The following is a 13,723-nucleotide window of genomic DNA, read 5'->3' as shown; positions in this document are numbered from 1 at the left end:
GTTTTTTGTGTTTTTAATTCATAAATTTGCACTCATTTTGAATGACATCATGATAGATAAGATAAAAGAATTAATTGCCGAAGCGGAAGCATTTAAAGCCACATCCAAAGATGAGGTGGAAGCTTTTCGAATTAAATTTTTGGGCAAAAAAGGGGTGCTTAACGATTATTTTAAGGAGTTTAAAAACGTAGCCAATGATCAGAAGAAAGAATTTGGTCAGGTTATAAATGCCCTTAAAAATGCGGCTGAAGAAAAAGTTGCTGCTTTAAAAGACGATTTGGAAAGTAAAGAAGTTGCTGGCGTTTATAATGATTTATCGCGTCCGGGTGAGCCTATTGAAATTGGTGCTAGACATCCTATTTCATTAGTAAAAAATCAGATTATCGATATTTTTTCACGCATAGGTTTTAACGTCAGCGAAGGCCCAGAAATCGAAGATGATTGGCATAACTTTACCGCATTAAACTTGCCGGAATACCATCCAGCACGTGATATGCAGGATACGTTTTTTATTCAAACAAATCCTGATATTTTATTGCGTACACATACTAGTTCAGTACAAGTGCGTTATATGGAAACTAATAAACCACCAATTCGCACTATTTCTCCGGGTCGCGTTTATAGAAACGAGGCTATTTCGTCCCGTTCTCATTGTTTTTTCCACCAAGTAGAAGGTTTATACATTGATAAGGATGTCAGTTTTGCTGATTTAAAACAAACGTTACAATATTTCACAACTGAAATGTTCGGAAAATCTAAAATACGTTTGCGTCCATCTTACTTTCCATTTACAGAGCCTAGCGCCGAAGTAGATGTGTATTGGGGACTGGAAACCGAAACCGATCACCGCATTACAAAAGGAACCGGTTGGTTAGAAATTATGGGTTGTGGTATGGTAGATCCCAATGTGTTGGAAAACTGCGGAATCGACTCTAAAGAATACTCTGGTTTCGCCTTCGGAATGGGAATTGATCGTATAGCCATGTTGTTACATCAAATTGGCGATATCCGTTTACTAAGTGAAAACGATGTGCGTTTTTTAGAGCAATTTAAATCTGCTTTGTAAACACAGTACAGAATTATATACTTTAAGCCGATTTGATATCGGCTTTTTTTTATTTAACATTTTTTTAACTTCGTTTAGTTCGGAATTATCCGAACTAGACTTATTTTTGCACTCTTATATTTAGAAATGGAAAAGAAGTTAAAAGAAAAGAAATACCAACTAGTAGAAAAGTTGGGCGTTCATTTTGAACACACCGAGCAGTTAGCGCCCGTTGGTGCGCGGATTTTGGCTTTTATTATCTTAACAGGAAAGGCAGGCGTAACTTTTGAAGATTTAGTCACCGATTTATGTGCTAGTAAAAGCACCATTTCAACCCATTTAAACCATTTGCAGGATACTCACAAAATTTCCTATTTCACAAAAATAGGCGATCGGAAAAAGTATTTCACCGTTAATGCCGATACTTTAATGCAAAGTATTGATGACATGGTTACGAAATGGGAATTAGAAAAAGAACTTCATGAAGAAATGACTGATTATAAAATACAGATAAACAGTTTAGAAAGCACGACTCCCGAACTAAAATTCGATTTAACCTATCACGAAAATTACATTAATTATTTAAATCTAGCTATGGCATCTATGTCGGGACTAAGATCCAAAGTAGCTGCAATGAAATCTTAAACATAACCGAAAATGAAAAAAAACACTTTTAAAATCCTGATGCCTTGTGCAATCGTTTTTGCACTTATTAGTTGTGGAAACAAAGAAGAAACTCAACAACAAGCTCAAGGTCCGGCCCCTTTTCAAGTTACCGTAATTCCACAGCAAACAATAACAGGTTATACGACATATCCAACCAGTATTGAAGGTGTGAACAACAGTGAGGTGCGTGCAAAAATTTCCGGTTATATTACAGATGTGCTAGTAGATGAAGGTCAGAGAGTTAAAAAAGGTCAGACGCTTTTCAAGTTAGAAACGCAGTCGCTTAACCAAGATGCTGCTGCAGCAAAAGCAAACGTTAATGCGGCTCAAGTTGAGGTAGATAAATTAAAGCCATTAGTAGAGAAAAATATTATTAGCAACGTTCAGTTAGAAACGGCGAAAGCCAAACTACAACAGGCGCAAAGTTCTTATAATAGTATTGGTGCCAATATAGATTATGGAAACATTAAAAGTCCTGTTGATGGTTTTGTAGGCGCTGTTAGGTTGCGTAAAGGAACTTTAATAAGTCCAACAAGTCAAGAACCATTAACAACCGTTTCTGATATTAGTGAAGTTTACGCCTATTTTTCTATGAATGAGAGAGAATATCTTGATTTTATTCAGAAAGCAGAAGGTGCAGATGTTGAAGCAAAAATTAAAAATCTTCCTAAAGTAACTTTAATCTTAGCCAATGGAAGCATTTATGAAAAAGAAGGAACGATTGAAACCATTAATTCTCAAGTAAATTCCAACACAGGTTCTATTTCATTTCGTGCCGTTTTTGAAAACGATTCAAGATTATTAACTAATGGAAATAGTGGAAAAATTAGAGTTCCTAAAACGTATAAAGATGTTTTAGTGGTTCCCAAAGAATCCACCTACGAGCAACAAGGTAGTTACTATGTTTATAAAGTAGGTGAAGACGATATGGCTGTTTCATCACGTATAGCTGTTTTAGCTGATGTAGAAAATGTTTATGTAGTTACTGACGGACTACAAAAAGGTGATAAAATTGTGGCTAAAGGAGTTGCGAAATTAAGAGGTGATACTAAAATTAAACCTATGGAAGTACCTTTTGATAGTATTGCAAAACCTATTGAAAAAGTATTCAGATAATCAATCAAGATAAGAAATCATGTTAAAAACTTTTATAGAAAGACCCGTACTTTCAACGGTTATCTCCATTATCATTGTAATTTTGGGTATCCTTGGTCTTACCGCATTACCTATTACCCAATATCCAGATATTGCACCTCCAACCATTTCTGTAAATGCCAGTTATCCTGGAGCGAATGCTGAAACTATTTTGGAAAGTGTTGTTATTCCTATTGAAGAGCAAATTAACGGAGTGGAAGGGATGACTTATATTACCTCCAATGCTTCCAATACAGGAACCGCCACCATTACGGTATATTTTGATCAAGATGTAGATCCAGATATTGCCGCGGTAAACGTTCAAAACCGTGTGGCTAGAGCCAATTCGCAATTGCCTCAAGCCGTACTTCAAACAGGTGTTACCACGTCAAAGCAGCAAACCAGTGCCTTGATGTTTATGTCTTTTTACAGTGAAAATCCGGATTATAACGACACGTTTATCCAGAATTACTTAAAAATTAATGTTATTCCAGATTTACAAAGGGTAGACGGTGTTGGTGATGTTAACGTTTTTGGTTCCAAAGATTACGCTATGCGTATCTGGTTACAACCAGAAAAAATGGCTGCTTATGGCCTAATCCCAACAGATGTTACAGCCGCTTTGCGTGAGCAAAGTTTAGAAGCTGCTGCCGGATCTTTTGGTGAAAATGATGGAGAAGCTTTTAGTTATGTTATCAAATATGGTGGGCGTTTTAAAACAGAGGCTCAATATAGTGACATCATTATTAAAGCACTTGGCAACGGACAGTTTCTAAAATTATCAGATGTTGCTAATATTGAATTGGGTGCACAATCCTATTCTGGTGGTTCCATTACCAATGGAAAACCGGCGGTAAACTTGGGAATTTTCCAAACAAAAGGATCCAATGCGCGAGATATTATTATAGAAATTGAAGCAAAACTGGAGGAAATCAAAGCTGATTTACCAAAAGGTATCGAAATCTTTGTTCCTTATAATACCAACAACTTCTTAAATGCATCCATTGAAAAAGTAGTTATTACGTTGGCAGAAGCATTTTTACTGGTGTTTTTAGTGGTGTTTATTTTCTTACAAGATTTTAGATCTACTTTAATTCCGGCCATCGCCGTTCCAGTATCTATTATTGGTACATTTTTCTTTTTGAATCTCTTCGGTTATTCCATAAACCTGTTAACGCTTTTTGCCCTGGTTTTAGCCATTGGTATTGTAGTAGATGATGCCATTGTGGTCGTAGAAGCGGTGCATGCCAAAATTGATGAAGGTGAAACTGATCCTAAAAAAGCGACAGTAGAGGCCATGCATGATATTTCTGGCGCTATTATATCTATTACTTTAGTAATGTCCGCCGTATTTATTCCAGTAACATTTATTCAAGGTCCAACCGGTGTATTTTATGAACAATTTGGTGTAACGCTTATTGTAGCCATTATTATTTCTGCAGTAAACGCCTTAACCTTAAGTCCGGCATTATGTGCTTTATTTTTAAAAGGTCATGATGAAAAACAGTCCAAAAAGAAGAAAAACTTTATGGGCCGCTTTTTTGATGGTTTCAATAGAGGTTTTGACGCTACCGTTACAAAATACGGAAAATCAGTTCACTTTTTGTACCGAAACAAATGGATTACGGTTGTTGTATTAATTCTATCAGTAGGTGCTATCTGGTGGTCTTCTTCTGTCTTAAAAACAGGGTTTGTACCAGATGAAGATAGAGGAATTATGTTCGTAAACGTGGAGCTTCCTGCGGGATCATCAATTGATAGAACCCATCAAGTTAACGTCGATTTATATAAAAAATTAGAACAAATTCCTGGCGTTAAAGGTGGATCCCTTATTGAAGGACGAAGCTTTTTAGGAGGTGCTGGTAGTAACTTCGGTCTTGGTTTTATCCGTTTGGATGATTGGTCAGACCGTGAAGCAGATTCACTTTCTGTTGCTAGTATTACAGGGAAAATGTTTGCTGCTGCTGCGCAAATTCCAGAAGCTAACGTCATCTTCTTTTCACCACCAAGTATCCCAGGTTTTGGGAATTCTGCCGGTGTGGAAGTGAATTTATTAGACCGCTCTGGAGGAAGTTTTACCGACTTGGATAATATAACTCAAGAATTTGCGGCTAAGCTTTCCCAACGTCCGGAAATTCAATATGCGCAATCTTCCTTTAATACTAAATATCCGCAGTATGAAATAGAACTGAATGCTGAATTAGCTAAAGAACTGGGTGTTCCAATTAGCGATATTTTCTCAACCCTTCAAGGTTATATAGGAAGTATTTTTGCTGCCGATTTCTCCAGATTTGGTAAACAATACCGTGTATATGTGCAAGCTTTGCCAGAAGATCGCGCTCAAGAAAGCGATTTAGGTAAACTTTATGTTCGCACCGGCACGGGCGAAATGACACCAATTACCACTTTTGTTAATTTGAAAAGAGTATATGGTCCACAGTCTGTAACACGTTTCAACTTATTTAATTCTGTAACCTTAAATGCCGCCATTAATCCTGGCTTTAGTTCTGGTGATGCTATTAAAGCTATTGAAGAAGTGTCTCAAACATTACCAAGTAATTATACCATTGCTTATTCAGGGCTAACCCGTGAAGAAGTTAGCGCTGGAAACCAAACAACAACTATTTTTATATTATCATTAGTCTTTGTTTATTTCTTATTGGCAGCACAATATGAGAGTTATTTAATACCATTCTCGGTTATATTATCCTTGCCATTAGGTGTTTTTGGAGCTTATATTGTCACGCAACTTACAGGTTTGCAAAACAATATCTATTTCCAAATTGCACTTATTATGTTACTGGGTCTGTTAGCTAAAAATGCTATTTTAATTGTGGAGTTTGCCTTGCAGCGGCGTCGAAATGGCGAGTCGCTCTTGGACGCGGCCATAAATGGTGCAGAAGCACGTTTGCGTCCTATTTTAATGACGTCATTCGCCTTTATTCTTGGATTAACACCTCTAGTAATAGCAAGTGGTGTGGGTGCAGCAGGTAACCGTTCTATTGGTACGGGAGCTGTTGGTGGTTTACTGATAGGAACTGTTTTAGGAGTTTTTGTAATTCCAATTTTGTTCATCTTTTTCCAATGGTTACAAGAAAAAATATCTGGAGCACCAGTAGTCGTAAATAAAGAAATTAAAGAATAATGAAAATGAAAGCAATTTTAAATAAAAAATGGATTTCTCGCGTTGTGGTGTTGGCGTTGCTAGCCATAACCATGCAAAGCTGTTTGGTTTCAAAAGATTACGAACGTCCCGATTTAGAAGATCAAACGGAAAATTTATTCCGAACTGATGAACTGGAAACCGACTCTATGTCTATGGCAGATGTCTCGTGGAAAGAAGTTTTTACAGATCCATATCTAATCCAATATATAGAAGAAGGTTTACAGAATAATATTGATATTCGTATCGCCATTCAACAAATAATAGCTGGTGAAGCCTATTTGAAACAAGGAAAAGCTGGTTATTTACCAACCATAAGTGCTGGTGCTTCAGTGGCACACCAAGAGCAATCTAAAAACAGTCAGTTTGGTGCTCTTTCTAGTGGTAGCATTGAACAGTATGAAGCGGTTGCCAATTTATCTTGGGAAGCGGATATTTGGGGAAAAATACGAAGTAATAAACGTGCTTTTCAAGCGGGTTATTTAAAAAGTATTGCCGCACATCAAGCTGTAAAAACACGCCTAATTGAAAGTATTGCTAGTACCTATTATACCTTAATTGCCCTGGATGCCCAGTTAGAAATAACCAAGCAAACCATTCAATCTCGCAAAAATAGTGTGGAAACTATTGAAGCTTTAAAGGAAGCCGGTCAGGTAACTCAAGTAGCTGTAGATCAAAACGTGGCGCAGTATAATAATGCTAGAGCACTTCAAATTGATATTGAACGTGAAATTTTTAAAACCGAAAACGCTTTAAGTATTTTATTGGCTAAACAACCTCAAAGTTATGAGCGTAGCACGTTGGACGAACAGGAAATTACAGCCGAAATGAAAGTGGGTGTACCCTACGTTTTATTGCGTAACCGACCAGATGTGGTTGCTGCGGAAAATGATTTTATCCAAGCTTTTGAAATGACCAATGTTGCCAAAGCGAGCTTCTATCCATCTTTAACCTTGAGCGCTTCAGGTGGTTTTCAAAGTTTAGAGTTCAATAATTGGTTTGATACCAACTCACTTTTTTCCAATATAGTAGGTGGTTTAACACAGCCTATTTTTAATCAACGGAAAATTAGAACGCAATATGAAGTTTCACAAGCACAACAAGAACAAGCTTTTTTAAACTTTAAATACACCTTATTAATTGCAGGTAAAGAAGTGTCTGACGCTTTATATGAATACCAAGCAGAAGCTGATAAGTTCCAATTTAGAGAAAATGAAGTAGAAGCGTTGCGCAGTGCGGAACGTAATTCAGAAACATTATTAGACAATGGCTATGCCAATTATCTAGATTTATTAACGGCTAGACAAAGCGCATTAACTGCCGAATTAAATACTATTAACAACCGTTTAGACCAATTATTGTCTGTAGTTAAATTCTACAGAGCACTTGGTGGTGGTTGGAAATAATAGGTTTCTTTAATAGAATTATTTCGCTTAAAAATTTAAAACATTCAAGCGCATCGTGAATCAGATGCTTTTGAAAAAATAATTACACTTTATAAACGCGGGTTTGAATATTCAAAATATTTCAAGCCCGCGTTTTTATTTGGCATCAAAAAATAGTATCCTAAACCTGATGCGGACCTTGCTTTGGTTGCCAAACTTTAAATGTCTTGCCTAAATAATGTAGCATTTAAAGATGATAGTTTATTTGAATAGTTTTTTACTTTTGCATGCAAGAAGAGCTGTTTTAATAAATCCTGATAAAATTGAAACCGATTAACACTTAAAACCCAATTAATGAAAAAAGATATAGTAATCCCGAAGGTAGAAGGTGTTTACGTAGCCGTTGTAAACGAGTATAATACTGTTTACAAAACCCAAGATTGGAACGCCTATATTATCAACGATAAAAAAGTAGATTTAGATGTTGTAATCATTGTTACCAATGGCTATTCCGACGATAAAATAACTTCCACATTTCGAAAGAAAATAGATACGCTTCCAGCCAAAAGTTTTGCGAAAATAGAATTAATTCAAGAAGAACTTTTCGCCTTAAACAACCAGTTTAAAGTCACTTTTTTTGAAGGAAATGCCATGTTTGATAAAACGTATTTATTTAGAAAAAACACCATTAATTTGAATGCTTTACAAGCTATTCCTTTAATGGATGTTAAAGGGGTTTTGGTGAAGTAAATAATTCCTGTGAAGGCAGGAATCTCCTATTTAAATCCTTATTATTGTTAAATTATATAGGAAACATTAAATAATAAAAGCAAAAATGACTTTAACAAATACCATTTTAGCCATCGGGCCATTTCAAATAATTCTAATTGTGGTGATGCTTATAGCATTATTAGTATTTCCATTTCTCTTAATCTTTTATAAAAGAAATGATCCAGAACACAACTTACCAATTTGGATAAAAATTGTATTAGTTATTCCATCTTTTACATGGGTAGGAATCCTAACTAGTTTATATATACTTTTCAGAAAGAAAGATTTTAACAGCGTAAAAGCCTATAAATTTAGTAAGTCTACTCGTAATTATGCTATTTTTCTATTTGTTATGAGTTTAGCTTTCTCCATTTTTCACCTCGTTCGAATGCAATCAAAATAAGAATGTTAACCAGTAAAAAGTGATTGGAAGTCGATTAATCCAATTTATCCGTTAATTTCTTAAAAACGGCTTTTGGATCTTTCCCTTCATATAAAACGGCATAGACCGCATCAATAATTGGGGTTTTAGTTTTACTTTTATTTTTCTCATTCAGCAAATGGGCACTTTTAGTGGCGTAATAACCTTCAGCTACCATATTCATTTCCATTTGAGCTGATTTCACGGTATACCCTTTGCCAATCATATTACCAAACATACGGTTTCTGGAAAATACAGAATAACCCGTAACCAATAAATCGCCTAGATAAGCGGAGTTGTTAATGTTACGTTTCATTTTATGCATTTTCTTAATAAAACGCTTCATTTCCCGAATGGCGTTACTCATTAGTACACTCTGGAAATTATCACCATAGCCTAAACCATGAGCAATTCCGGCAGCAATAGCATAGATATTTTTCAGCATCACGGCATATTCTGTACCAATAATGTCATCGCTAATTTTTGTTTTTATATAATCGCTAGACAATTTATCAGCAATTTCTGTCGCTTTTTCAGGATCAGCACAAGAAATAGTAAGGTAAGATAAACGTTCCAAAGCTACTTCTTCAGCATGACAAGGACCGGCAATTACTGCTATGTTTTCAAAAGGAATATTATAAATATCATGAAAATGCTCACCAACCAATAAACCGGATTCTGGAAGAATTCCTTTTACGGCGGAAACAATAGTTTTTTTGGAAACATCTGCTGTTAATTTCTCTAGCTCGCTGTGCATAAAAGCTGAAGGAATAGCAAAAATCAACACATCGGCGTATTCCGCCATCTCGTTAATATCATTGCTTAATTTTAAGTGTTCCACTTTAAATTCTACCGAACTTAAATAACTCGGGTTATGATATTCCTTAAGCAAATGCTCTTTGGTATAGACACTTCGCATGTACCAACCTACTTCATCTAAATTTTCAGAAAGCATTTTTACAATAGCTGTGGCCCAACTTCCAGATCCGAAAACAGCATATTTTAAAGGTTTACTCATAACAATAGGTGCATTTAGTAATTCAAAAATACATAAAATTTTATGCTTTATCGCTTTTCACGGAAACCGCTTTATTCATTTTGGCACGCGTTTTGAATTCCTAGTATTAATAACTTTAAAATGATGGCCTTATGAAACGAGCATGCCAAACGCTTTTATTACTCAAACGAATGATTAATAGCGAACAGCATGTGTCAATAAAACATTAGTAAAAAACGAACACATGAAAACAATAAAACTACTTTTCGCATTTGCAATTTCTGCAACGCTGTTTACCGCATGTTACACGGACGAAATTATCGTGGACAACTACAATCCTGCGCCAGCGCCTTCCATTTCATTAAATCAGTTGTTGAGCCGTTATGAGCTATGGTATGTAGATATTAACCAAACTGTTGGTTATAGCCAAACGCCTTTTTTACAAATAGCGTTTACACTATCCTTTAAAAATGGCCGCTTATTTGCCAATAATAATTTAGTTGGTTTTGGCGATCAAGGTAATGGATTTGGTATCCAAACGGGAACGTATCAGGTTTATAATAATGTGCTAGATGTGTATCATTTGGTGGATGGTTATCAAACCTTTGATGTGTATCAAATAGATAATAACACCATTGAATTATATAATCCAAATAACGATACATCTTACTTTTTAGATGGATATCAACGCAGTAATTTTGATTATGACTATGTGTTTTATGACAATATTCATTATTTCTTGCAGGAATATAAAGCCTGGGAAAAGACCTATACGAGTCCAACTGGCGTTCCAAATGAATTTGACTTTGAAAACTATTTACAGTTTTTAGCAGGTGGAAATGATTCGGAATTTAGAAGTTCACAAGATATAAATAACAATAACCCCAATACTATTTATTGGGATTATACGGGGCTTTACAACGTTGCAAATATATCTGGAAACCGTTATTTAAAAACATTGACTTTGGATTATGATTATTTTTCAAATGAATTTTTTGAATTGCGCGTTTTGAATGATGCCACTATAGAACTATATCAGCCAGCATCTAGAACCGTATATGAATTTACCGGAAAAGGCTATATTCAATTTATGAAGAATGCGGAAGGCAAACAAACGGATCAGCAGAAAATGCGAAAGTATAAAGGTGAACAAAAAGATAATCCACGTCAACCCAGTCGTGAAACTGTATAAAATTTGAAATTAGTCTATAAATGAGAAGGAACTACTTGAAGAGAAATCTGAAAGCAGTTCCTTTTTTTATGTTAAAAAACATAAAAATTCCACCTTGAGCATTGATAAATTTTGTAATTTAAGGGTTGTAAAATCAACTATTAACTCTTAAAACAAATTAACAATTATGGGATTATTTTCATTTATTAAAAACGCAGGTGCCAAAGTTTTCGGAATTGGAAAAACAGATGCTGAAGAAGCCGCAGAAGCAAAAGCAGATGCATCAGCAGCCAAATTAAAACGCGAAACAGATGCCGCAAACCGACTTGAAGTTACCGTTTCCGATTTAAAACTAGAAGCTAAAAATTTAAAAGTTAAAATTGATGGCGATACCGCTACCATTCATGGAATGGCTTATGATCAAGCCACGCGTGAAAAAATTATTTTAGTGGTAGGAAACTCAAATGGAATCGCTGTAGTTGACGATCAAATGACGGTTGAGCACCAAGAGCCAGAAGCAGAGTTCCATACGGTTGTTAGTGGTGATACATTGGGTAAAATAGCGAAGAAATTCTACGGAAACGCTAACAAATACCCATTGATTTTTGATGCTAATAAACCTATGTTAACCCATCCTGACAAAATTTACCCAGGCCAAGTGCTGCGTATTCCTGCTATGGATAAAGCTTAAAAATTATAAACTATTTAAATAGAGAAAAGCCAACTTTTATGAGTTGGCTTTTTTTGTTTATTCTTATTTAAATTACTAGTCAGTGTTTCAAAAACCGTCATGTATTTTCTGTTAATCTATATCCAAATGAAAATATCGATCTTCGCCTATTCTTATTCCCTCAATAAAAGTTTCTAATTCTGAAATGGAAGCTTCATCAACCAAATTAGTATTGATAACAAGCTTTTTATGCTTTGTTTTTAAGGTATAACCACCAGCAAATTTTTCAATATCTGTAATATCCTTAATCCTTATTTTTTTAACAAACACCCCATTTCTTCTAATAAAATTATCGGTAATATTTAGGTATTGGTATAAAACATCCCATACAAATTGTATAAAATATAAAGTGCCCGCTAATAAAAAACCTAAATTATACCATTCAATTGTATTGTCCTCCCATAAAGCTACAATAGCTAAAGCTATCCAAAAATGCGCCATAGCCAAATTAATATAGAGTCGCTTTTTTTTATATTTAAAAGTCACTTTGGGCATATTAATAGTTTATAAATTGGCGTTTTGTTCTGGCAACTCCATAGTTTCTATAAAAGCATCTAATTCCACTAAAGAATTTTCATCGACTAAATTCGAATTGATTACCAAATTTTTATCATGGGTTTTAAAAGTATAGTCGCCTGCAAACTTTTTAATTTCAATGATATTTTTTCTTAAAATCTTTTTACTGAATATGGAATTCTCTTTTATCCAATCATTTGTAATGGTTATATAATGATATTTCATATTCCAAAAAGCCATTCCAATCTGAATTGCACCTAATACGACAATAAAAACATTATGCCATTGTAGATTTTCACTACTTAAAAAAAATCCAATTACGCCCAAAGCAATCCACATCAACCCTAAAGCTAATTGGATATTTTGTTTTTTCTTTTTGTATTTAATTACTAAATCAGGCATAATAGTTTACTAAATTTTAAAATTAGTCTTTTATACGTTTATCAATTACCATAACGGGTTTCCTGCTCATAGCTGGAAATTGTAAATTTTGAATGGTTTTTTTATCGTGAAATTCAATTTTAGGTGCGACGCGTAATTTAGCCCTAAAGTGATCTTTTATTTGGATGAGTAATTTCTCCGTTGGTGTATCTGTGGCTATTTTAATGCATATTTCATCCGTACCAATACTGTTGTGTGAAATTTCTATTACATAACTATCTACAGCAATAAAATCATTCAGAATATTATCCATGGCCGGCGGATAAAGTGTAGTTCCTTTATACTTAATCATTTGTTTTTTTCTGCCAACTACGGGACCTAATCGCATGGTTGTTCTGCCACAAGTACAAGCGCCGTGATGTGCTTGAACCATATCGCCCGTTTTAAAACGTAAAAGCGGCATACCTTCCAGACCTAATGTGGTAATTGTTAATTCGCCTACTTCACCTTCTAAAACCGTATTTTCATCGTCATCTAATATTTCGGCAATAATTAATTCCGGATGATGATGACCGCCTTTTTGAGCTTCACATTCGTTGAAAGCCGTATTCATTTCGGTGGAAGCGTAGGTAGAATATAATTTAATATCCCATTCTGCTGTAATTTTTTGAGACAAGGCATTTTCTGAAAAATCTAGATTTCGCAAGGGCTCACCAATACAAATCACACCTTTCACACCCGATTTATTAATGTCAATATCCAGATGTTTGGCGTATTCAATTAGCTTCAATAAAAAAGAAGGAACCGCAATTAAATAAGTTGGTTTAAATTTTATAATGGAATCCCATTGCAATTCTGGAATTCCGGCGCCAACACGAATAATACCCGTGCCTAATTTACGCGCTCCTAAAAAATAGGCTAAACCTGCCATAAAGCGCCTGTCCATAGTAGTCATTAGTTGCAACACATCATTTTCTGTAACGCCGGAACATGCAAATGAAAGGGCTTCGTTATAAGCTAATCGATTTAAATCGGTATCGGTTAATGCAAATGTTACAGGATCGCCTAAAGTGCCGGAAGTTGTAACATAATCAATAATTTGGTTTTTAGGAACGCATAAAAACTCATCATTATAAGCCTGTAATTGGTCTTTTGAGGTTGTTGGTATTTGCCTTAAATCTTCCAAGGTTTTTATAGAAGAAATATCAATTTTATGCTTTTTAAAAACCTGTTGATAATAAAATGAATGGTCTTGCAAATAGCCCAAAAGTGTTTGAAGCTTTTCTTCTTGAAAGGATTTTATGGCTTCGGCTGATGCTTTTTCAATTTCTGGAATCATAATT

13 protein-coding genes are annotated in these 13,723 nt (G+C 34.9%); 9 read left to right on the top strand and 4 right to left on the bottom strand.

Annotated elements, in window-relative coordinates; genetic code table 11:
- Window positions 1-49 precede the first annotated feature (49 nt).
- The 7 genes from pheS (at window position 50) to ES674_RS02175 (ending at window position 8,567) form a co-directional block, all read left to right on the top strand.
- Window positions 50-1,066: a phenylalanine--tRNA ligase subunit alpha gene (gene pheS / locus ES674_RS02205; protein WP_148402352.1), complete on the top strand. Its 1,017-nt coding sequence runs from the start codon at window positions 50-52 to the stop codon at window positions 1,064-1,066.
- Between the two features lie 126 nt (window positions 1,067-1,192).
- Window positions 1,193-1,690 (top strand): GbsR/MarR family transcriptional regulator, encoded by a 498-nt coding sequence (locus ES674_RS02200; protein WP_148402351.1) that lies wholly within the window; start codon window positions 1,193-1,195, stop codon window positions 1,688-1,690.
- 12 nt (window positions 1,691-1,702) lie between these two features.
- Window positions 1,703-2,827: an efflux RND transporter periplasmic adaptor subunit gene (locus ES674_RS02195; RefSeq protein ID WP_148402350.1), complete on the top strand. Its 1,125-nt coding sequence runs from the start codon at window positions 1,703-1,705 to the stop codon at window positions 2,825-2,827.
- Window positions 2,828-2,846: 19 nt separating this feature from the next.
- On the top strand, window positions 2,847-5,990 hold the full coding sequence (locus ES674_RS02190) for an efflux RND transporter permease subunit (RefSeq protein ID WP_148402349.1): 3,144 nt from the start codon (window positions 2,847-2,849) through the stop codon (window positions 5,988-5,990).
- A gap of 5 nt (window positions 5,991-5,995) precedes the next feature.
- Complete coding sequence (locus tag ES674_RS02185) at window positions 5,996-7,414, top strand: efflux transporter outer membrane subunit (protein WP_148402348.1); 1,419 nt, start codon at window positions 5,996-5,998, stop codon at window positions 7,412-7,414.
- Between the two features lie 333 nt (window positions 7,415-7,747).
- Complete coding sequence (locus tag ES674_RS02180; RefSeq protein ID WP_148402347.1) at window positions 7,748-8,143, top strand: hypothetical protein; 396 nt, start codon at window positions 7,748-7,750, stop codon at window positions 8,141-8,143.
- 85 nt (window positions 8,144-8,228) lie between these two features.
- Entirely contained in the window at window positions 8,229-8,567 is a 339-nt protein-coding gene (locus ES674_RS02175) for a hypothetical protein (RefSeq protein ID WP_148402346.1), read from the top strand.
- A 34-nt stretch (window positions 8,568-8,601) separates the two neighbouring features.
- Here ES674_RS02175 and ES674_RS02170 read toward each other — a convergent pair whose 3' ends face one another.
- Entirely contained in the window at window positions 8,602-9,603 is a 1,002-nt protein-coding gene (locus ES674_RS02170; RefSeq protein ID WP_148402345.1) for an NAD(P)H-dependent glycerol-3-phosphate dehydrogenase, read from the bottom strand.
- A 223-nt stretch (window positions 9,604-9,826) separates the two neighbouring features.
- Here ES674_RS02170 and ES674_RS02165 point away from each other — a divergent pair, with 223 nt between their 5' ends.
- Together ES674_RS02165 and lysM are read left to right on the top strand one after the other, a co-directional pair.
- Window positions 9,827-10,774, top strand: a complete 948-nt coding sequence (locus tag ES674_RS02165) for a nicotinic acid mononucleotide adenyltransferase (RefSeq protein ID WP_148402344.1) — start codon at window positions 9,827-9,829, stop codon at window positions 10,772-10,774.
- A gap of 166 nt (window positions 10,775-10,940) precedes the next feature.
- A complete protein-coding gene (lysM, locus tag ES674_RS02160) occupies window positions 10,941-11,444 on the top strand; it encodes a peptidoglycan-binding protein LysM (RefSeq protein ID WP_148402343.1) in 504 nt (167 codons plus the stop codon).
- 111 nt (window positions 11,445-11,555) lie between these two features.
- Here lysM and ES674_RS02155 read toward each other — a convergent pair whose 3' ends face one another.
- The 3 genes from ES674_RS02155 to ES674_RS02145 are packed head-to-tail and all read right to left on the bottom strand — an operon-like array spanning window position 11,556 to window position 13,719.
- Window positions 11,556-11,978 carry a hypothetical protein gene (locus ES674_RS02155; RefSeq protein ID WP_148402342.1) on the bottom strand — a complete coding sequence of 141 codons (423 nt, stop codon included), beginning with the start codon at window positions 11,976-11,978 and terminating at the stop codon, window positions 11,556-11,558.
- A 9-nt stretch (window positions 11,979-11,987) separates the two neighbouring features.
- The gene (locus tag ES674_RS02150) at window positions 11,988-12,401 is read right to left on the bottom strand and encodes a hypothetical protein (RefSeq protein ID WP_148402341.1); all 414 of its coding nucleotides are present in this window, start codon (window positions 12,399-12,401) and stop codon (window positions 11,988-11,990) included.
- A gap of 22 nt (window positions 12,402-12,423) precedes the next feature.
- Window positions 12,424-13,719 carry a phenylacetate--CoA ligase family protein gene (locus ES674_RS02145; protein ID WP_148402340.1) on the bottom strand — a complete coding sequence of 432 codons (1,296 nt, stop codon included), beginning with the start codon at window positions 13,717-13,719 and terminating at the stop codon, window positions 12,424-12,426.
- Between the last annotated feature and the right edge of the window lie 4 nt (window positions 13,720-13,723).

The organism is Bizionia myxarmorum (assembly GCF_008086205.1).
Taxonomy (GTDB): domain Bacteria; phylum Bacteroidota; class Bacteroidia; order Flavobacteriales; family Flavobacteriaceae; genus Algorimicrobium; species Algorimicrobium myxarmorum.
This window is presented reverse-complemented; position numbering and strand designations above follow the sequence as displayed.

Bases quoted from the DNA above. Each gene is read 5' to 3' on its own strand.
- pheS (WP_148402352.1), top strand. From the start codon at position 50: ATGATAGATAAGATAAAAGAATTAATTGCCGAAGCGGAAGCATTTAAA.
- ES674_RS02200 (WP_148402351.1), top strand. From the start codon at position 1,193: ATGGAAAAGAAGTTAAAAGAAAAGAAATACCAACTAGTAGAAAAGTTG.
- ES674_RS02195 (WP_148402350.1), top strand. From the start codon at position 1,703: ATGAAAAAAAACACTTTTAAAATCCTGATGCCTTGTGCAATCGTTTTT.
- ES674_RS02190 (WP_148402349.1), top strand. From the start codon at position 2,847: ATGTTAAAAACTTTTATAGAAAGACCCGTACTTTCAACGGTTATCTCC.
- ES674_RS02185 (WP_148402348.1), top strand. From the start codon at position 5,996: ATGAAAGCAATTTTAAATAAAAAATGGATTTCTCGCGTTGTGGTGTTG.
- ES674_RS02180 (WP_148402347.1), top strand. From the start codon at position 7,748: ATGAAAAAAGATATAGTAATCCCGAAGGTAGAAGGTGTTTACGTAGCC.
- ES674_RS02175 (WP_148402346.1), top strand. From the start codon at position 8,229: ATGACTTTAACAAATACCATTTTAGCCATCGGGCCATTTCAAATAATT.
- ES674_RS02170 (WP_148402345.1), bottom strand. From the start codon at position 9,603: ATGAGTAAACCTTTAAAATATGCTGTTTTCGGATCTGGAAGTTGGGCC.
- ES674_RS02165 (WP_148402344.1), top strand. From the start codon at position 9,827: ATGAAAACAATAAAACTACTTTTCGCATTTGCAATTTCTGCAACGCTG.
- lysM (WP_148402343.1), top strand. From the start codon at position 10,941: ATGGGATTATTTTCATTTATTAAAAACGCAGGTGCCAAAGTTTTCGGA.
- ES674_RS02155 (WP_148402342.1), bottom strand. From the start codon at position 11,978: ATGCCCAAAGTGACTTTTAAATATAAAAAAAAGCGACTCTATATTAAT.
- ES674_RS02150 (WP_148402341.1), bottom strand. From the start codon at position 12,401: ATGCCTGATTTAGTAATTAAATACAAAAAGAAAAAACAAAATATCCAA.
- ES674_RS02145 (WP_148402340.1), bottom strand. From the start codon at position 13,719: ATGATTCCAGAAATTGAAAAAGCATCAGCCGAAGCCATAAAATCCTTT.